This window comes from Ferruginibacter sp. (genome assembly GCF_028288465.1).
Taxonomy (GTDB): Bacteria; Bacteroidota; Bacteroidia; order Chitinophagales; family Chitinophagaceae; genus Ferruginibacter.
This window is the reverse complement of sequence record NZ_JAQBNR010000013.1, coordinates 1-18869: the sequence shown is the minus strand read 5'-3', so window position 1 is coordinate 18869 and position 18869 is coordinate 1. Positions and strand designations below refer to the sequence as shown.

General features: G+C 38.6%; 16 protein-coding genes. 10 read left to right on the top strand and 6 right to left on the bottom strand.

Translation table 11 applies throughout. The features are described from left to right. The 3 genes from JWR61_RS04935 to JWR61_RS04925 form a co-directional block, all read right to left on the bottom strand. Positions 1–695: UDP-2,3-diacylglucosamine diphosphatase (locus JWR61_RS04935; RefSeq protein ID WP_301926728.1), on the bottom strand; the 695-nt coding region annotated here is incomplete at its 3' end. Positions 696–811: 116 nt separating this feature from the next. Further along, entirely contained in the window at positions 812–1864 is a 1053-nt protein-coding gene (locus tag JWR61_RS04930; protein WP_301926727.1) for a cell wall metabolism sensor histidine kinase WalK, read from the bottom strand. Between the two features lie 108 nt (positions 1865–1972). Next, positions 1973–2647: a response regulator gene (locus tag JWR61_RS04925; RefSeq protein WP_290339884.1), complete on the bottom strand. Its 675-nt coding sequence runs from the start codon at positions 2645–2647 to the stop codon at positions 1973–1975. Between the two features lie 173 nt (positions 2648–2820). Between JWR61_RS04925 and JWR61_RS04920 the strand changes: the two genes are divergently transcribed. The 9 genes from JWR61_RS04920 to JWR61_RS04880 all read left to right on the top strand — a co-directional run bounded on the left by JWR61_RS04920 (position 2821) and on the right by JWR61_RS04880 (position 14367). Further along, positions 2821–5031, top strand: coding sequence for a hypothetical protein (locus JWR61_RS04920; protein WP_301926726.1), 2211 nt, complete (start codon positions 2821–2823; stop codon positions 5029–5031). A gap of 80 nt (positions 5032–5111) precedes the next feature. Further along, positions 5112–6935: an ABC transporter ATP-binding protein gene (locus tag JWR61_RS04915; protein WP_301926725.1), complete on the top strand. Its 1824-nt coding sequence runs from the start codon at positions 5112–5114 to the stop codon at positions 6933–6935. Between the two features lie 282 nt (positions 6936–7217). Then, entirely contained in the window at positions 7218–8339 is a 1122-nt protein-coding gene (gene atpB / locus JWR61_RS04910) for a F0F1 ATP synthase subunit A (protein ID WP_290339887.1), read from the top strand. A 33-nt stretch (positions 8340–8372) separates the two neighbouring features. After that, entirely contained in the window at positions 8373–8624 is a 252-nt protein-coding gene (gene atpE, locus JWR61_RS04905) for an ATP synthase F0 subunit C (protein WP_290339888.1), read from the top strand. A 214-nt stretch (positions 8625–8838) separates the two neighbouring features. Beyond that, positions 8839–9330 (top strand): F0F1 ATP synthase subunit B, encoded by a 492-nt coding sequence (gene atpF / locus JWR61_RS04900; RefSeq protein WP_290339889.1) that lies wholly within the window; start codon positions 8839–8841, stop codon positions 9328–9330. Positions 9331–9396: 66 nt separating this feature from the next. Next, positions 9397–9960, top strand: coding sequence for an ATP synthase F1 subunit delta (atpH, locus tag JWR61_RS04895; protein WP_301926724.1), 564 nt, complete (start codon positions 9397–9399; stop codon positions 9958–9960). Positions 9961–9985: 25 nt separating this feature from the next. Then, positions 9986–11563, top strand: coding sequence for a F0F1 ATP synthase subunit alpha (gene atpA, locus JWR61_RS04890; protein ID WP_290339891.1), 1578 nt, complete (start codon positions 9986–9988; stop codon positions 11561–11563). Between the two features lie 375 nt (positions 11564–11938). Next, a complete protein-coding gene (locus JWR61_RS04885) occupies positions 11939–13573 on the top strand; it encodes a T9SS type A sorting domain-containing protein (protein ID WP_301926723.1) in 1635 nt (544 codons plus the stop codon). A 98-nt stretch (positions 13574–13671) separates the two neighbouring features. Then, positions 13672–14367 carry a zinc metallopeptidase gene (locus tag JWR61_RS04880; RefSeq protein WP_301926722.1) on the top strand — a complete coding sequence of 232 codons (696 nt, stop codon included), beginning with the start codon at positions 13672–13674 and terminating at the stop codon, positions 14365–14367. Positions 14368–14438: 71 nt separating this feature from the next. Here JWR61_RS04880 and JWR61_RS04875 read toward each other — a convergent pair whose 3' ends face one another. The 3 genes from JWR61_RS04875 to JWR61_RS04865 form a co-directional block, all read right to left on the bottom strand. Next, a complete protein-coding gene (locus tag JWR61_RS04875; RefSeq protein ID WP_301926721.1) occupies positions 14439–15986 on the bottom strand; it encodes an Rne/Rng family ribonuclease in 1548 nt (515 codons plus the stop codon). Positions 15987–16314: 328 nt separating this feature from the next. Continuing rightward, positions 16315–17169: a lipopolysaccharide assembly protein LapB gene (locus JWR61_RS04870; protein ID WP_301926720.1), complete on the bottom strand. Its 855-nt coding sequence runs from the start codon at positions 17167–17169 to the stop codon at positions 16315–16317. Between the two features lie 29 nt (positions 17170–17198). Further along, entirely contained in the window at positions 17199–17504 is a 306-nt protein-coding gene (locus JWR61_RS04865; protein ID WP_301926719.1) for an HU family DNA-binding protein, read from the bottom strand. A 211-nt stretch (positions 17505–17715) separates the two neighbouring features. Here JWR61_RS04865 and mutY point away from each other — a divergent pair, with 211 nt between their 5' ends. Continuing rightward, positions 17716–18801 (top strand): A/G-specific adenine glycosylase, encoded by a 1086-nt coding sequence (gene mutY, locus JWR61_RS04860; RefSeq protein ID WP_301926718.1) that lies wholly within the window; start codon positions 17716–17718, stop codon positions 18799–18801. Positions 18802–18869 lie beyond the last annotated feature (68 nt).

Sequence of the window (18869 nt, the reverse complement as noted above, 5' to 3'; positions counted from 1 at the left end):
GCAGTTAAATTCTCAATCCAATCGCCGGAATTGAGATAATTAACGCTGCCATTGCCGGTATTAATTGTCCTGTTCGCCGGCTGGTGAATATGTCCGCACAATACATAGTCATAGCCTTTCTCAATAGCAATGCTGGCTGCAGTTTCTTCAAAATTATTGATGTGCTTTACTGCACCTTTTACGGAATTTTTTATTTTTTTTGAGAGTGAAATTTTTCCCTTTCCCAATTTTTTGCTGATGTAGTTAATGAATGCGTTGATGTAAATCAGTATATCGTAACCAACTGCGCCCAGCTTTGCCAGCCATTTACTGTGTTGCATAATCACATCAAATACATCGCCATGAAAAATCCAACTACGTTTACCATCGCCATGATGAATTACCATTTTATTTACAATGTGAAAATCTCCAACTGAAAAATGTTCAAAGCGGCGAAGCATTTCATCGTGATTGCCGGTAACATAATACACTTTTATGCCACGGCTAAGCATACTGGTAATTTGTTTAATCACCTGCATGTGTCCGGGAGGCCAATATTTTTTGCTAAACTGCCAGATGTCAATAATGTCTCCGTTTAAAATTAAAATGGCGGGATCAATCGTGGAGAGATAGCGGGACAATTCATTGGCACGGGAGCCATAAGTGCCTAAATGAACATCAGAAATTACAGCTACATCAAGTTTTCTTTTTATCAACGGATATAGTTTAATGTAAAGTTCACTGTACAATGTGTACTAATTGTAAACAGTACGTTACTAAAACCTTAATAATAATAATCTTGCGGCGTAAAAGAAAAAATTCAAGTAAGTAGTTATTGATCTTTTTTAGACTCGAGCGTAAATCCAAAAGTGGTGCCTACATCAATTGCGCTGCGTACATGCATTGCCTGGTTATGGGCTTCGATGATATGTTTGCAAATAGCAAGCCCTAAGCCGCTGCCACCAACTTTACGGCTGCGGGCGAGATCGGTGCGGTAAAATCTTTCAAATATCCTGTCCAGGTGTTCTTCAGCAATGCCGTTGCCGTCATCACTAATTTCAATTAAAATTTGTTTGCCATCAATCTTGTAAGCACTTGCCTCAATGGTGCCATTTTGCTTGCCATATTTAATGGCGTTTTCTACCAGGTTAATCAGCACCTGCCTTATTTTTTCTTTATCAGCAAATACACTCAGCGGTACCTCGCACCCTTTTTTTATTACCATGCGTATCTGCTTTTTTTCTGCTTTTATCAACAGCGACTCATACACATCTTTTACCAGTTCCTGTATCACGAAATTTTCCTTGTACAGTTGTTGTTCACCACGTTCCAGTTTTGATATTTCATCCAGGTCATCCAGCAGGTTTACCAGCCTGTCAATATTCCTGGAAGTGCTGTTTAAAAACTTCATGTTTACTTCCGGGTTTTCCAGTGCTCCATTGATGAGTGTATCCACATATCCCTGGATGGCAAAAATAGGAGTCTTCAATTCGTGCGACAGATTTTGCAAAAATTCCTTTCGGTATACTTCGTTTTTTTTAAGTACTTCAATTTCTGCCTTACGCTGTTCGGCCCAGGTTTCTACATCTTCTCTTACTTCATCAATGCTTTTTTGAGGTAAAATGTTTTTATAATAAAATTCTTCTCTTTTGCTTGCTTTTGTCTGGTAAATCAATTTGTAAATCAACTTTATTTTACGGTAAACAAAACGTTGTACCATAAATAAAATCATTCCATAGCTGCCCAAACAAATGATTATAAAAGAAAGAACGGGTACATACCAAACAGGATGAAAATAATAAATTGCAGCGCTGATGGGAGCTGCAATTATAAACGCGGTGATAGCTGAAAGTTGCTGTGGACTTAAATTTTTGGTAGAAAACATTTTTTACAATTACCTGTTTAAATATTTGGGATTAAACAAGTGTAAGTTAAACTGTTTTTATAGAAGAAGGGGAGTCGTATCATGTAATACGCATGACTAGCCGTAGCATTACAATTCAAATTTATACCCAACACCTTTTACGGTGGTAATACAATCCAGGTCAAGTTTCTGACGAATTTTACGGATATGTACATCAATGGTACGGTCGCCTACAATAACTTCAGTTCCCCATACCTGGTTTAATATTTCATTGCGTAAAAAAACTTTTCCTGGTTTGGAGGCCAGTAAAGCAAGTAATTCAAATTCTTTGCGGGCCAGAATAATATCATTTCCCTGGTAGTTGATAATGTATTTTTCCCTGTCTATTTTTAGGTCACCCAGTTGTACAGCATCACTGCCTTCTTTATTTAATCTTCTGAAAAGTGCATTTACCTTACTGGTAAGTACCTTCGGGCTGATGGGTTTGGTCAGGTAGTCATCCGCGCCGGTTTCCAGGCCACGTACTTCTGTACCTTCATCGCTCAGAGCACTCAAAAAAATGATTAATGTTTCTTTAAAAGCCGGCTGCATGCGCAGAATATTGCACACATCAATGCCATTTTTGCCTGGCATCATAATATCCAGAATAATCAGGTCTGGATGATGTTTTTTAGCCTGGTCAAGCGCCTCATCGCCATTTTTTGCAGTTACTACTTCGTACCCTTCCTGTTGAAGGTTAAATTGTATGATCTCCAGGATGTCTGGTTCATCATCAGCAATTAATATTTTTTTAACATTACTCATACCTTTTTTCGATGCACAAAAGTAGTCTATCAGCTGAATATTGCATCAGCCACAAGGGATTCCGATATTATCAAATTGTTAACCGCATGCAGTAACTTTGCACTGCACCGTATTAAAATCAATCTTTAAAAAGAGTCAAGTATTTTTAGTCATCTTTGCAGTTGAATGTCTTTATGAAGAAATATTTTTTACCCGTTATATTTTCCGTGCTCTTTTCGGATGTTTTTGGTTTGGCAGATTCTGTTGTTGTACCAATACAGCGCCAACGCAACCACGAGCGCATAAAAGAGGAGCAGGTTAAATGTGATAAGGCAGACGGAAAGCTGGATGGTATGATTAAGGTTTCTTCCAATGAAGAAATTAATCTGCAGGTAACGGATGCGATGTTCCGTAGAATAAAAGATCTGCAGGATTTTATAGAGACAACCACTAAAGTGGCCACCAATAATGAAAAGATACGCCAGCTGAATTACGTTCAGGAGGTGGTGGCAAATTTCAGAACGGAATGGAAGGCACATAAATTAAATCCGGTACTTGCTCCATTGCTGATCAATAATTTCGAAAAAATTCTGCGAGCCAATATCGACAGCCAGAGCATGGCTTCCATCATTGAAGAAGCACCCTACGAAATAGGTAAAATCAATGCCGAGATATTTAAAGCAAACAAAGGTTACAACGAAAGTAAAAAAATCATTTATCTAAAGTTCTGCACACTCAATCCTGATAAAATACTTTCCTCTATTCGTCCCTTTGTGAATGAGCCATTTGCAGACAGCATGGTGGTGCAAGCCAGTTTAAATAATCCCAAACAATTATATGATTATGCATCCTCCGGTAATTCGCCTGAGGCCAAACTAATTCAAAAAAATACCAACCCGCTGGTGACAGCGATTGTAAAAATCAGCCATACGCCCAATGCCTTATTTTATTTTCCTTTTTTAGATGATATCATTAATGGCAAACAATCTATCGATAGTATAAAGAAGCTGATTGGAGATGGTGAAGAGAGAATGGATAACGTTGGATATTTTAAATTACTGGTAAAAACGGAAATCAATTACCAGCAAAGACTGATAGCAAAAGATACGCCGGTAGCCATGTTTGGCGGAAACGGATTAAGAGAAATGTTGCAGACAAAAGCCATTAAATTTTTTATAAATCCTATCAATGAACTGCACGAACAAAATAATTTAGCCATAAGGATGAAGGCAATTGAACCTTTGTCTGCACAGGATTTGTACTATGTAATTGTAATGGGAGAAAATGACATCTATACTTCAAGTTACAAGCATAGTTTCGCCAGGTTGCTGCAAAAGATGGGGACTACGCCACGAGGCGATGAATTGATGCTGAGTGTGAACATGGATTTCTTCAGGAAGTTTATAAAGATGGCGGCCAACTTTAATCAGCTGGATGTTTTTTTAAAAACCATGCCCCAGGATAAGGCGACTGTGCTGATGAAAGCGTTTGTTGCTAATCTTGACAAATCCAATAACCTGGAAGATGCCGTTGATGTGGCAGATAGCTACAGCAGTATTAAAGACACGGCTTTGTTGCAAACAATTTTGAAAAATGTCAGCAACAATGAACAACGGAGCATGAACGATAACAATGGCAGGGGAAAAATAATTTATAGCCTGTTAAAAACAATTTTCCTTTCGGCTGACAGCAGTAGTATTGACCTTACCAGCGAAATTGGTATTCCCTCCATTTATTCAGTAGAGAATAAGTACCTGGCTGATGACAGCGGTCGTATTGTGCAACAGGTATTTTTTTATGGTGATGATGATGGAAAAGCCAATTTTTCGGGATTTATGAATTCCTTCAATACAAAAGAATGGAAAATAATTCAGCAGAAAGAGTGGGTTGAAATAAAATCATTGAAGGGAAGGAAAAAGGTATGGATATACGCCAACCTGCCTTTGGATAGCGATAAAAATTTGGATGATACAGCCCAGGCGCACTTAACCCGGTATTTGGAGAAAAAGGATATTGTTCCGTCTATTGTAATTCACAGGGGCCATAGTTACTGGTTGCCCGGCACCATAAACAGGATGGCAGGAAGCGCAAAAATAATTGTGCTGGGTTCCTGCGGCGGGTATAAAAACCTCAGTAAAATATTATCGATTTGCCCTGACGCTCACATTATATCCACCAAAGAAATTGGCAAAGGTGATATTAACCGGCCCATCATCAATTATCTTAACCAGGCACTTGTTTCAGGTAACACCATCGTATGGAAAGATATGTGGGCAGCATTAAACAAGGTTTTCTATGCCGATCCCAATAAAGAAGTGCGGGAAAGTTGGGACGATTATGTGCCGCCCTACCGCAACCTGGGAGCCATATTTATTAAAGCTTATAATAAAAAAACAGAACTGTAATAACAGGTACCTGCAACATTTTAAATAATAAAGCACACAACCGGCACATGAGGCACCGGCCGAATTATTAACTTTGCAAAATGAGCGAACAGGCTAAGGCAAAAACTATTTTCAATTTTTCATTGCTTCGAAGGGTATTTCAGTTTGCCTCGCCTTATAAAAATAAATTTTACTGGTCGCTTTTTTTAGCCGTTTTTTTAGCTGTAATTTCTCCAATAAGGCCGTGGCTGATACAACTTACAATCAACCGGGGGTTGCAGGCGGGTAATCATTTCTGGTTTTTAAAAGGTGCTGGCCCGGTAATAATCGGCATCACAGTTATTCAGCTCGTGCTGCTGTTAATTGAAACTATTTGCCGTTTTATTTTTACTTTTTTCACAGCATCGCTGGGGCAAAGCGTTGTGAAAGACATGCGGGTTACCACCTACAAAAAAATAATCAGCCTTAACCTCTCCCAGTTTGATAAAACACCTATCGGCACACTTACCACCAGGACTATTAATGACATTGAATCTATCAATGATATTTTCAGCGACGGGCTGATACCAATTATCGCCGACCTCCTGTCTATTTTTGCCGTACTGGCGTACATGTTTTTTATCAGCTGGAAATTAACGCTGATTTGTCTTGCACCATTTCCGGCACTGATTGTTGCTACTTATTATTTTAAAGAAAGTGTAAACAGGTCATTTATCCGTGTGCGCAATGCGGTAGCACAGCTGAACGCTTTTGTACAGGAACATATAACGGGTATGGGAATAGTACAGGCTTTTGCCGCTGAAGACCGGGAGTTTAAAAAATTCAATGCTATCAATAAAGAACATCGCAATGCCAATGTAAAATCCATCTTTGCGTACTCCGTTTTTTTTCCGGTTGTAGAATTGGTCTCTGCGCTGTCCGTAGGTCTTTTGGTGTGGTGGGCAGCCAGGGAATCTTTGCATTTGCCTGACATAGAAAAGCCCGCCATTGCCGGGGTAATCACTTCTTTTATTTTGTGTTTAAACCTGCTTTTTCGTCCGTTAAGAGTTATTGCAGATAAGTTTAATGTTTTGCAAATGGGGATGATTGCCAGTGAAAGAGTATTTAAAATTTTAGACAATCAGGATGTAACAGACAATTCTTCAGCAAAAGGCATGGAGCAAAATGTGATAAAGGGAAGTATTGAATTTGACAAAGTTTGGTTTGCCTACAACGATAAAGATTATGTACTCAAAAATATTTCCTTTCACATAAAGGCAGGTGAAACTCTCGCCATTGTTGGAAATACCGGCAGCGGAAAAACTTCCATCATCAGCCTTGTAAACCGTTTATACCACATCCGTGAAGGAGCAATAACAATAGACGGGCAGAACATCGAATCCTATGATCTTTTTTATCTGCGAAGCCGGATTGCTGTGGTTTTACAGGATGTGTTTTTGTTCAGCAGCTCCGTATATGATAATGTTACCCTTCGAAATGACAGCATCAAAATGGAACAAGTGATAGAAGCCGCCAAAATGATAGGCATACATGACTTTATTATGCAACTGCCCGGTGGCTACAATTATAATGTGATGGAAAGAGGAGCAACACTCTCTTTAGGACAGCGGCAACTGCTGTCATTTGTAAGGGCTTTGTTATATGATCCTGCCATACTTATCCTGGATGAAGCCACTTCATCTGTAGATACCGAAAGCGAGCAGCTGATTCAGCATGCAATTGATAAATTAATTGCCGGCAGAACCTCCATTGTAATTGCGCACCGTTTGTCTACCATCCGCAAAGCAAATAAAATTATTGTATTGGACAAGGGGGAAATAATGGAAATCGGCTCCCACAATGAGCTAATTGCTAAAAAGGGGTTCTATTACCAACTGCATAAAATGCAATTCGAAAAACAGGAAGTAACAGACATCAAAATTTAGCAGTCACCTGATAGAGGAGAGGATTACTTTAAAAATTACTTTTCACCTGATTAATCGTTTTTTTATGAATTTTTTTATCCGGTGCTTTAATAAAAAACAATATAAGCCCTTTTAGGTAATCATATTTTGTGAAAAGATGCACCATTTAAAGCATAATTAAAAAATATAATTTTATACAATAGGGCAGCGTGCACACAGTAAAAAAATACCCAATAATTTCTCTTTTCTCCTTCGCCATTTATCTGTTAAACCCCTATCTTTGCGCCAAATTTCAGGTACTATATGGCATTTAAGCGCTTCAAAACTATACTGGTATTGGCTTTTAGCACAGTTTTACTGTTTTCTTCCTTAAGTCTTATTGCGCAGGAAGGTGAAGTAAAAACCACTGAAGAACATGGAACGGAGAAAAAGGGTGAATTCAATGCCAAAGAGGTAATATTTGGTCATATCATGGATGCACATGAATTTCATTTTTTAGAATTTGAAGGAAGTGATGGTCAAAAACACCCTGTTTCAATTCCTTTACCCGTTATTTTATACTCTCCTCAAAAAGGCCTGTCTTTTTTCATGTCTTCCGCATTTGAGCATGGCCATAAAGAAGTGAATGGATATAAGTTAAATGAAGATGGTAAAATTGAAGCCACAGAAGAAGGAGTAAAAGTATATGACTTCTCTTTAACCCGCAATGTGGTTCAAATGATTCTTGCATTAACGTTGCTGGTTTGGCTGATGTTAAGCGTAGCCAAAAGTTATGGTACAGGTCAGGGTGTTACATCTGCACCCAAGGGCAAGCAAAATCTTGTAGAAGTGTTGGTTTCCTTTGTAAGAGATGAAGTAGCAAGGCCTAACCTGGGACATAAAGCAAATCAATATTTACCTTACCTGCTTACGGTTTTCTTTTTTATACTGATCAATAATTTGGTTGGATTAATACCTGGTACTGCTAATGTCACGGGTAATATCGCTTTTACAATAGTACTGGGCGTTATCTCGTTTGTAGTAATATTGGCCAGCTCCAACAGCCATTACTGGGGCCATATTTTTAACCCACCCGGAGTGCCAGGATTTGTAAAACCGATTTTGGTGTTGGTGGAATTTTTAAGCGTTTTTATTAAACCTTTTGCTTTAATCATCAGGTTGTTTGCAAATATGGTTGCCGGGCATATCATCATCATTTGCCTTATCTCCCTTATTTTCATTTTTGCACAAATACAACCTGCAATTGGATGGGGAGCTTCTCCCGTTTCGATCGCTTTTACCATATTCATCTATTTTATAGAATTACTGGTAGCGTTTTTACAGGCCTTTATTTTTACCGTGCTTACTGCAGTTTTTGTTGGCCAGGCTTTTGAAGGTGAGCATCCGAAAGATGAACATCTTCCTGATGATGCAGTAATAGTTTAATAGTTTATTTTTTAATCAATATAAAACAGAAGTATGAGTTTAATGACCGTTTTTTTAGCAGGTGCTGGTGCGCTTGCTAACGCAGGTGGTGCTGTTGGTGCCGGTTTGGCAGCAATGGGTGCAGGTATCGGCATTGGCCAGATTGGTAAAGGCGCTGTTGAAGCCATTGCCCGCCAGCCCGAAGCCTCCAATGACATACGTGCAAACATGATTCTTGCAGCTGCCCTTGTTGAGGGTGCCGCACTGTTTGCAATCATCATTGGTTTCCTTGCAATGGTATTGTAAGAAAGTGTTTAAGTTTTATCAGCAGGTGTTTGCAATTGCAGTTTATCTGTTTGATTAAAACTTTACAACTCTTTACTGCATCCAAAGTACAGGACGGAGGATGCAGTAATTTTAAAACCTCAGCACCTGTTATTATGGGGCTTTGGTACGACAAGTTGAATTGATAAAATCTTATAAATAAATACTCCCCCAGGGAGAATGGAGGGCAAAAAAAATGCAATTATTAACACCGGATCTGGGATTACTAATTTGGACACTGTTAGCTTTTTTAATCGTTTTCTTTATTCTGAAAAAGTTTGCCTGGCCTGCTATTATCAAGGGGTTGAGCGACAGGGAAGCAAATATTGCCGGCTCAATAGCTACTGCTGAAAAAGTAAAACTTGAAATGGCGCAGTTGAAAAATGAGAACGAAGCTTTTATGGTTAAAGCACGTGAAGAAAGAGCAGTTATGTTGAAAGAAGCCAAGGATACCAAGGATAAAATTATCAGCGAGGCAAAAGAACAGGCGAAAGAAGTGGCTGCTAAAATTGTAGCCGATGCGCAGGTGACTATCAATGAACAAAAGATGGCTGCTATTACAGACATGAAAAACCAAGTAGGTAAACTGGTGATTGAAGTAAGTGAAAAAATTCTGCGCAGGGAATTAGCTGGTAAGGCAGAGCAGGAAACTTACATAAAGCAATTGGCAGACGAAGCAAAATTTTAATTAATGGTTATTAAACGGGCAGCCAAAATGGTTTGGCAATCAGTTAACCAGCACATAAAGTAAACAATGAATAACCCACGTTTAGCAGGCAGGTACGCAAAAAGTCTTATTGATCTGGCAGCAGAATTAAATCAGGTAGACGATGTGTGTACAGATATGAAATTCGTGCAAAGTATTTGCAAAAGCAATCCTGACTTTGTATTGGTATTGCGCAGCCCGGTAATTAAGCCGGCTACTAAAGAAAAAATTATAGAGTCCATCACAACTGGCAGGGTAAATAATACAACTGCCGCATTCATAAGGCTGTTGGTTCGCAAGGGAAGAGAAACAAATTTACCTGAAATTGCGAATGCGTATATAGAGCAGTTCAATGTATCAAGAGGAATTCACCAGCTAAAGATAACAACCGCTGCACCCATCAGTGATGAATTGAAAAATGAAATTATAGGTAAGGTAAAGGCATCTACGTCCTTTCAACATATAGAAGTTGAAACAGACATAAAGGAAGAATTGATTGGCGGGTATATGCTGGAAATGGAAGGTTCTTTAATTGACGCCAGTATTTTAAAAGACCTGAAGGATATTAAAAAACAATTTATGGACAACCAATACATCCATAAACTCAGATAAAACAACTTTTTAAAAATAAATAGTTATGGTACAAATTAAACCGGATGAGATTTCAGCAATACTCCGTCAGCAGTTAAGCAATTTTAATGCTGGTGCAAGTTTGGAAGAAGTAGGAACTGTTTTGCAGGTAGGAGATGGTATTGCCCGTGTATACGGACTGAACAATGTGCGCAGCGGTGAATTGGTGGAATTTGAAAACGGAGTAAAGGCAATTGCATTGAACCTTGAAGAAGACAATGTGGGTGTGGTACTCATGGGAGAAAGCAGTGAAATTAAAGAAGGTGCAAAAGTAAAGCGTACTAACAAGATTGCTTCTATCCGTGTTGGCGAAGGCATGAGCGGCCGCGTAATTAATACGTTGGGAGAACCGATAGATGGTAAAGGACCTTTACAGGGTGAACTATATGAAATGCCGCTGGAGCGTAAAGCACCGGGTGTAATTTTCAGGGAGCCTGTAAAAGAACCACTGCAAACAGGTATCAAAGCGATTGATGCAATGATTCCAATTGGCCGTGGTCAGAGGGAGTTGGTAATCGGTGATCGTCAGACTGGTAAAACGGCGATTTGCGTTGATACCATTATCAATCAGAAAGAATTTTATGCTGCAGGTAAGCCTGTTTATTGTATTTATGTAGCGATTGGCCAGAAGGCTTCAACCATTGCAGGTATCATGAAAACGCTGGAAGAAAATGGCGCGATGGCATACACAACGATTGTTGCCGCATCAGCTTCAGACCCTGCTCCTTTACAATTCTACGCTCCGTTTGCGGGTGCAGCAATTGGTGAATTTTTCAGGGATACCGGAAGGCCGGCTTTGATTATTTATGATGATTTGTCAAAGCAAGCGGTGGCTTATCGTGAAGTTTCTTTGTTATTGCGTCGTCCGCCAGGCCGTGAGGCTTACCCGGGTGATGTATTTTATCTGCATAGCCGTTTACTGGAAAGAGCTGCCAAGGTAATTGCAAGAGATGATATCGCAAAGCAGATGAATGATTTGCCTGAGTCTATCAAGCATCTTGTAAAAGGAGGAGGTTCATTAACTGCTTTACCTGTTATTGAAACACAGGCTGGTGACGTATCAGCCTATATTCCTACCAACGTTATTTCTATTACGGACGGACAGATATTCCTGGAAGGTAACCTATTTAATGCAGGTATTCGTCCGGCTATTAACGTAGGTATTTCTGTTAGCCGTGTGGGTGGTAATGCGCAGATTAAATCAATGAAAAAAGTAGCTGGTACATTGAAGCTGGATCAGGCGTTATACAGGGAACTGGAAGCATTTTCGAAATTTGGTGGCGACCTGGATGCGGCTACAAAAAACGTAATTGATAAAGGTGCACGTAACGTGGAAATTTTGAAGCAATTGCAATATTCTCCAATGACTGTTGAAAAGCAGGTAGCTATCATTTACTTAGGTACACAGGGGTTGATAAAAGACGTTGCTGTTAAAAATGTAAAGGCATTTGAAGAACATTTTTTAATGGAAATGGAAAGTACCATGCCTGAATTACTGGCTGAATTTAAAAAAGGGAATTTGCCTCAGGATGGCTTAAATAAAATGGGCGACCTTGCAAAAGGCTTGGCTGCTCAGTATAAATAACTGGCACAAAACTGATGAAATAACAAAAGGAGTTGCGAAGGCAACTCTTTTTGTTTGTAAGTCAAAGCTACTAATCACTGCCTTTTATACTGAAAACGATATTTTGCATATTTTCGACGAAAGGACTTGTTGATTTCATTTTCCTATCTACCTTTGCCAGAGAAATACGAATCGTACCCAACCAGATCCCCCATCCTACACAATTACCACAAGAAAAATTACCACACATCCTCTTTTTATTTTAGTTAATCAGCACCTGATTATTAACTGTTTTATTTAGTCTGTAAAGATTAACGGCAAATCATCCGTGTAACCCTATCCACTTATCTTTTGTATCTCCGCTTACAATTTTAGTTAATTCTAAACCTTAAAGAGATGAAAAAGTTTTACACAATTATTTTAACTGTTATCAGCTTATGCAGCTACCACATCACCAATGCTCAATGCACCGGTGTTAGAGGCCCTAACCTGTTAGGTGCAAAAGGAACGTTCAGTTCACCAGCCATCACAATTAATACACATGCTTCCAACTGCGCTGAATCCGGTTCAAGTATATATAGTCCTATTGGAAATGTAGGAAATGCATTAACCGGTTGTACTTCAGCCATCGGAAATTCTATTCCCTGCTCTGATTATAATTATACTGCTTCCAGGGACGGTTTGCTGCCTGAATTTACTTATTCAATTGTAAAGACAATCGGAAACAGCACCGGCGGTAATTGTTTAAAGGGCGATTGGAGAGGCTCTGAACACACCGGCGACGGCGGTTACTTTATGGTTGTTAATGGCGCCCCTAATACAACTTATAGCCCTATATTTTATCAAATCAAACACATCCCTGTTTGTATTGGAACAACATATGAATTTTCAGCCTGGGTACTAAATGTATTGCCTGCTTCAAGCCCATCTGCAAATGCAGGTTCTGAACCAAATCTATCTTTTAAAGTAAATGGTACAGTAATCGGCAACTCGGGAGCTATAGCTTATACCAATACACCAACCTGGGTAAAAGTTGGCGGTTCCTTTATAGCAACTACAAGTTTTGTTGATTTACAGGTTGTAAATGCAACATCCGTTGCAAGCGGAAATGATTTGGGAATTGACGATATATCAATCAATGTATGCCAGTCGCAAATAGCAGTAAATGCGCCTTCTTCTGTGATGGAAGGCAATGCTGTAACCGTTAATTATGTGGTTACTGACCCAACACATACTAACACCTGGTATAAATTACAGAAAAGCACCAACGGCGGCGCCACTTTCAGTGACTTTGGTTCAGCCGCCCAGACTACATTTACCGGCAATACTTTTTCTTTACCATTGTCCCTTGGTATTGTTAATGCTAACATGAATGGTTTCAAATACAGGTTAATTGTTTCTCCTACAGAATCAGGTTTGACTGATCCGGTTTGTACTTATTTTAATGATTTTACCCTGATTGTTGCAACAGGCGGTGCATTACCGATCCAGTTAACTTCATTTACCGGAAGTTATTCAAATGGACTGGCTACTTTAAACTGGCAAACCAGCCAGGAGCTGAACAGCGGTCATTTTGAATTATTCAGAAGTTATGATGGTGCAGATTTTACAAGTGTTACAAAGATAAAAAGTGCAGGCACCAGCAACACAATTAAAAATTATAGTTTCCAGGATCATGCTTCGGGAAGCAACTATGTATACTATCGTTTAAAACAAGTAGATAAAGATGGTAAAGAAACTTTTTCTTCAATCGTAAGTCTTTCAATGGGTGCAAGTACAGGTGCGTATATTTTCCCTAATCCCTTCACAAACAATTTCACAGTTACTATTAATACTACTAAAACAAACTTCGCAACTTTAAAAATTCAGAATACCTCAGGTCAGTTGGTTTACAGTAAAAATATCAACCTGAATAAGGGTAACAATTCACTCGTAATTACTAATCTGCCATCTTCTTTGGGTTCAGGCATTTATTACGTAACAATTGTAAATGACGAAATCAATTACAATTCTAAATTGCAAAAATTATAAGCTTTTTATAAAGTAATTAAACAAAAGGCAGCTGTAAAAGGTTGCCTTTTGTTATTTATTCAATATGCTGTAACTTTTCAATATAAATCGATTGAGGTATGACAATAGGCATTATTGCAATATCACTGCTTTTTATGTTAATCGGGATGATGGTGCAATTTCAGTTGAAAAGTAAATTTACTGAATACGGCAAAGTAGCTACCAGCAGTGGTTTGAGCGGAAAGGAAATAGCAGAAAAAATGTTAAGGGACAATGGCATTTATGATGTACAGGTGATTTCTGTTGATGGCTTCTTGTCTGACCATTACGATCCGGTAAAAAAAACGGTTAACCTGAGTGCTGATGTTTTTGAAGGCAGAAATATATCTGCAGCGGCTGTTGCTGCGCATGAATGTGGCCACGCAGTACAACATGCAACAGCCTATTCTATGCTTATGCTAAGGAGTAAACTGGTACCCGTAACACAAATAAGCACTACACTTTCCCAATGGATTATTCTGGCAGGTTTAGGCGTGATGGGTTTTGGTGGGGGAAGTCAGACGATTTTATTAATAGGGATTCTTTTATTTGCGGTAACCACCTTATTTACAATTGTAACGCTCCCTGTTGAATTTGATGCCTCTGCAAGAGCATTAAAATGGCTGGAAGGAACAAATCTTACTACATCCGTTGAGCATGATAAAGCAAAGGATGCATTGAAATGGGCCGCCCTGACTTATTTGGTGGCAGCAGTTTCATCCGTTGCAATGCTGGCGTATTATATCATGATTTATTCAGGTAGAAACAGGGATTGAGCAATTAAATTTGATCAGACGCCAAGCTGATCGGATAGACTTAATTAAAGTTGAAAAGCTGGAAGAAGACATTATAATTTAATCTCTTCATCGCTGTCATCAAAAAAGCGAAACTCAGTTAAATGATAAGTTGACTTTGAAACTACCTTAATTTTTTGCTTGTATTTCCAGCTCCATTTTCTGCGTTTGGAAATTATACCACTGGTGAGGAATGTATACAAAATAGGATTTACCTCAATGGTAAGTCCCTTGTGATTTTGCATTATTAAGTAGCTGAGGTTCTTTTCAATTTCATCTTCCAGTATCAATGTAGATGAAATCTTTCCACTTCCATTGCAGCTGGGGCAAATTTCTGAAGTATTGATGTTCATTTCCGGCTTCATGCGCTGCCGGGTAATTTGCATCAAACCAAATTTACTGATTGGTAAAACAGCGTGTTTTGCACGATCTGTTTTCATAAATACTTCCATTGAATCAGCGAGGCGCTTTTTATTTTCCATCAATTTCATATCAATGAAATCAACTACTATAATACCGCCTAAATCCCTTAAACGAAGCTGTCTTGCAATTTCTTCTGCAGCTTCCAGGTTGGTTTCCAAAGCGTTTTGTTCCTGGTTATTGCTTACGCTCTTATAGCCACTGTTTACATCAATTACATGTAAAGCTTCTGTGTGCTCAATGATGAGGTATGCACCACTTGGCAGGTTAACAGTTTTGCCAAAAGCAGCCTTTACCTGCTTTGTAATACCAAAGCTATCAAATATGGGGGAACCATTGTTATAAAAAGTCACGATGTCGGCCTTTTCAGGAGCAATGCGCTGAATGTAACTTTTAGTTTCTGCAAAAATGGTTTTATCATTTACCACGATGCGGTTGAAGTCTTCATTCAGCAAATCACGCAACATACTGTTGGCTTTGCCCTGTTCACTTAATATTTTTGAAGGAGGAGTAGCGTCTTTAAGATTGGCCTGTATTGTTTGCCATGTTTTTACCAGGGATAACAGATCTTCATGCAGTTCAGCAGTATGCTTACCTTCTGCCGCAGTACGAACGATGACACCAAAATTTTTGGGCTTAATCGCTTCTATAATTTTCTGAAGTCTTTTTCTCTCATCACTTGAATGAATTTTACGCGATACCGCAATAATATCATTGAAGGGTGTAATCACAACAAAACGGCCTGGTAAAGATAATTCACAACTAAGGCGCGGACCTTTTGCTGCTATGGGTTCTTTTAAAATCTGTACCAATATATTGGGCCTTCCACTTAATACTTCCGCAATTTTACCTGTCTTAACAATTTCAGGCTCAACTGAAAATTTACCAAAATCAAGACCAGCTTCGGTTTTATCGTTGATGGCTACATTGGTAAATTTTAATATTGATTTTACGTAAGGGCTTAAATCAGTGTAATGTAAAAAGGCGTCTTTTTCAAAACCTACATCTATAAAGGCAGCATTTAGCCCGGGGATTAATTTCTTAACTTTTCCAAGATATAAGTCTCCCACGGCAAAGTTGGCATCAGCTTTTTCATTGTGCAACTCCACCAGTTTTTTATCTTCCAGCAAGGCTATTTCTACGCCCTGTGGTGCAGCATTTATAATTAATTCCTTTGTCAAAAAAACACATTTAAGTAGCTACGAGTACATCACACGGAAGGATAATGTACAGCAATATTTTTATGATTTACCTATAGGGCAAGCATAAAAATATTGCTGATAAACAGGTGCCGGCGGAGATGCCGTCACGAGGTATAAAAAGACACTATTTCTTTTTATGACGATTCTTTCTTAAACGTTTTTTACGCTTGTGCGTTGCAATTTTATGACGTTTTCTTTTTTTACCACAAGGCATAATAAGTCTTTTTTTGTTGAATAATAATTTTATGTATGCTCGAAATTTAATCCCGATATCTTAATAATCGAAAATAAATTTCGATGTACTTTTTTACTTTAGCATTTTTATACGCTCATCTACTGCTTTGGTATAAGCCGGATCATTGACCATCTTTTTACTTACTTCATACCATTTTAAAGCGTTTGTCTTATCGCCTTTACCTGCGTAAGCATCTGCCAGCCATGAAATGGCTTCTATATTGCCAGGCTCCGTTTTAATAACGGTTAGTAAACGGTCAACGGCTTTATCGTATTGTGAAGAAATAACACCGCCAATACCCAGCACCAGTTGTGCTTCCATATTAGCAGAATCTTTTTTAACAACCTGCAAAAGTTGCTGTATTCCCTTCATGGTTGATTGTGCATCGCCAGCCATTCCTTTACCAAAAACATAACAACTTCCAAGCTCCACCTGCAAGCTGTCGTTATTAGGATTTAAATCAATTGCCTTTTCAAATAAACTAATCGCCTGTTCTGCTTTCCAGCCCCTTTTCGCATTATCTTCCTCGTTACGCAGGTCTTTTAAAGTCAGTCGGGCGGCAAAGGTGAGGTTTTTTTCAGAATTTACCAACTTAGCAGCTTCTGCAGTGTAAAAAATATAAAAATCACTTTGATGAACCGAATCTTTCCAAAATGAAGCCAACTGGTTATTTAACTTGATTTGCTGGTCTTTTACATCGCCTCTTTTCACACTATTTTCAAGATTGTTTAGATAGTTTTGCTGGTATACAGGCAACTTTTGCCTTGCTGCCTGCAGGTAATTGTTCCAGTTAAAAAGAGGGGCTGACGATGCTGCAGGACCGGGCATGCCAGTATTTTCTTTTTTGGTAACGGTTGTACCAAAAAAGAATAACGAAGCTATCAGTACAATGGCTGCGCCTGTAAGAATAAGTTGCTGTCTTTTCACGAAGAAAAATATTGAGGCGCAAAGGTAAGCTATACGGAGGGTTCGTTATCGGGCAAATTTTTATTTTTTACCTCCTGCACAAATTCTTTTGCAGGTTTAAAAGCGGGGATATAATGCTCGGGAATTTCTACGGCAACATTTTTCTTTATGTTACGCCCTATTTTTGCTGCTCTTTTTTTTGTAATAAAACTGCCAAAGCCACGGATATAAATATTTTCTCCTGCAATCAGGGACAACTTTATTTCCTTAAACATTGTTTCCAGCGTTACCATCACGTCCACTTTTGGAATTCCTGTTTTATCAGAAATTTCGGAAATAAGATCTGCTTTTCTCATGTTGATAATATTTTTGTAAACAGCTATCTATCAGAAAGATAGCACATTAAATTGTAAAAAACAATACTAAAAACTGATAATCAGGTAATATTATTAATTTTCAAAGCTACAATTTTTTTTAAAAAGGCATGCAACGTACTGATATTTAATATTATAACTTCTGGATTAAAAATAGTTCCTTTCCCCCGAAAATGAATGAAATTTGACAATAATGACAATTACAGGACACAAGCACTTTTTTGTAAAGCACCTTTTAGAATGGAACCGGCAGCAGAACACCAGACAGATGCCCTGGAAAGGGGAAAAAGATCCATATAAAATATGGCTCAGTGAAATAATTCTTCAACAGACAAGGGTAGACCAGGGACTGGAATATTACAATCGTTTTATCGCTACATTTCCGGATGTGCATCAATTGGCCGCAGCTCCTGAAACAACCGTATTTAAACTTTGGGAAGGGCTGGGGTATTATACCCGTTGTAAAAATATCATCGCCACGGCAAAATTTATTTCTCAGCAATTGAACGGTCAATTTCCTGATCAATATGAAGCAATATTACAGTTGAAAGGCATCGGCCCTTATACTGCAGCTGCAATTGCGTCTTTCGCATTCAACCTGCCGCATGCAGTAGTTGATGGCAACGTGTTTAGAGTATTGGCCCGCTACTTTGGCATTGCAACAGCCACAGATAGTTTACAGGGGAAGCAGCAATTTACCTTATTGGCAAATGAATTACTTGATAAACAGCAGCCCGGCATTTACAACCAGGCGCTGATGGATTTTGGAGCGGTTATATGCAAGCCGCAACTTCCTTTATGTGCAACATGTGTCCTTAAAAATAAATGCGTTGCCTATACCGATGACCAGGTAAACCAGCTTCCAGTGAAGGAAAAAAAGCTTAAAAAAACTACAAGGTGGTTTTACTACCTGGTGGTGGAGTACAAGAATAAACTGTATGTAAGAAAACGCGGCGCAAAGGATATATGGGAAAACTTATATGAATTTATTCTGATAGAGGATGATAAACCTGTACAGCTGGAAAAAATAGCCGGGTTACAAAAAGTAAAAGAAATATTCAAGTCGGTTAGTTTTGAGGTTACCCAGATATCCCCTGTATATAAACAGCCGCTAACTCATCAAACAATTCAGGGGCAGTTTGTAAAGATTATAATTGAAAAAAAACTGGCGTTTGACGACTATAAACTTTTTACGGCTGAAGAAATAAACACCCTTCCATTTCCGAAATTTATAACAGCCTATTTGAAAGATAAAAATGTATCTTTAAATTTGTTTTAGAGTAGTAAGCAGTAAGACTTAACAGATTAAAGTTAACAACATGAGAGGGGTAAACAGGGTAGTGTTAA

What these genes read in the sequence shown, in the direction of transcription:
- atpH (WP_301926724.1), top strand. Translation starts at nt 9,397, where the DNA reads ATGAATAACCCACGTTTAGCAGGCAGGTACGCAAAAAGTCTTATTGAT.
- atpA (WP_290339891.1), top strand. Translation starts at nt 9,986, where the DNA reads ATGGTACAAATTAAACCGGATGAGATTTCAGCAATACTCCGTCAGCAG.
- JWR61_RS04925 (WP_290339884.1), bottom strand. Translation starts at nt 2,647, where the DNA reads ATGAGTAATGTTAAAAAAATATTAATTGCTGATGATGAACCAGACATC.
- JWR61_RS04920 (WP_301926726.1), top strand. Translation starts at nt 2,821, where the DNA reads ATGAAGAAATATTTTTTACCCGTTATATTTTCCGTGCTCTTTTCGGAT.
- JWR61_RS04930 (WP_301926727.1), bottom strand. Translation starts at nt 1,864, where the DNA reads ATGTTTTCTACCAAAAATTTAAGTCCACAGCAACTTTCAGCTATCACC.
- JWR61_RS04880 (WP_301926722.1), top strand. Translation starts at nt 13,672, where the DNA reads ATGACAATAGGCATTATTGCAATATCACTGCTTTTTATGTTAATCGGG.
- JWR61_RS04865 (WP_301926719.1), bottom strand. Translation starts at nt 17,504, where the DNA reads ATGAGAAAAGCAGATCTTATTTCCGAAATTTCTGATAAAACAGGAATT.
- mutY (WP_301926718.1), top strand. Translation starts at nt 17,716, where the DNA reads ATGACAATTACAGGACACAAGCACTTTTTTGTAAAGCACCTTTTAGAA.
- atpB (WP_290339887.1), top strand. Translation starts at nt 7,218, where the DNA reads ATGGCATTTAAGCGCTTCAAAACTATACTGGTATTGGCTTTTAGCACA.
- JWR61_RS04915 (WP_301926725.1), top strand. Translation starts at nt 5,112, where the DNA reads ATGAGCGAACAGGCTAAGGCAAAAACTATTTTCAATTTTTCATTGCTT.
- atpF (WP_290339889.1), top strand. Translation starts at nt 8,839, where the DNA reads ATGCAATTATTAACACCGGATCTGGGATTACTAATTTGGACACTGTTA.
- atpE (WP_290339888.1), top strand. Translation starts at nt 8,373, where the DNA reads ATGAGTTTAATGACCGTTTTTTTAGCAGGTGCTGGTGCGCTTGCTAAC.
- JWR61_RS04885 (WP_301926723.1), top strand. Translation starts at nt 11,939, where the DNA reads ATGAAAAAGTTTTACACAATTATTTTAACTGTTATCAGCTTATGCAGC.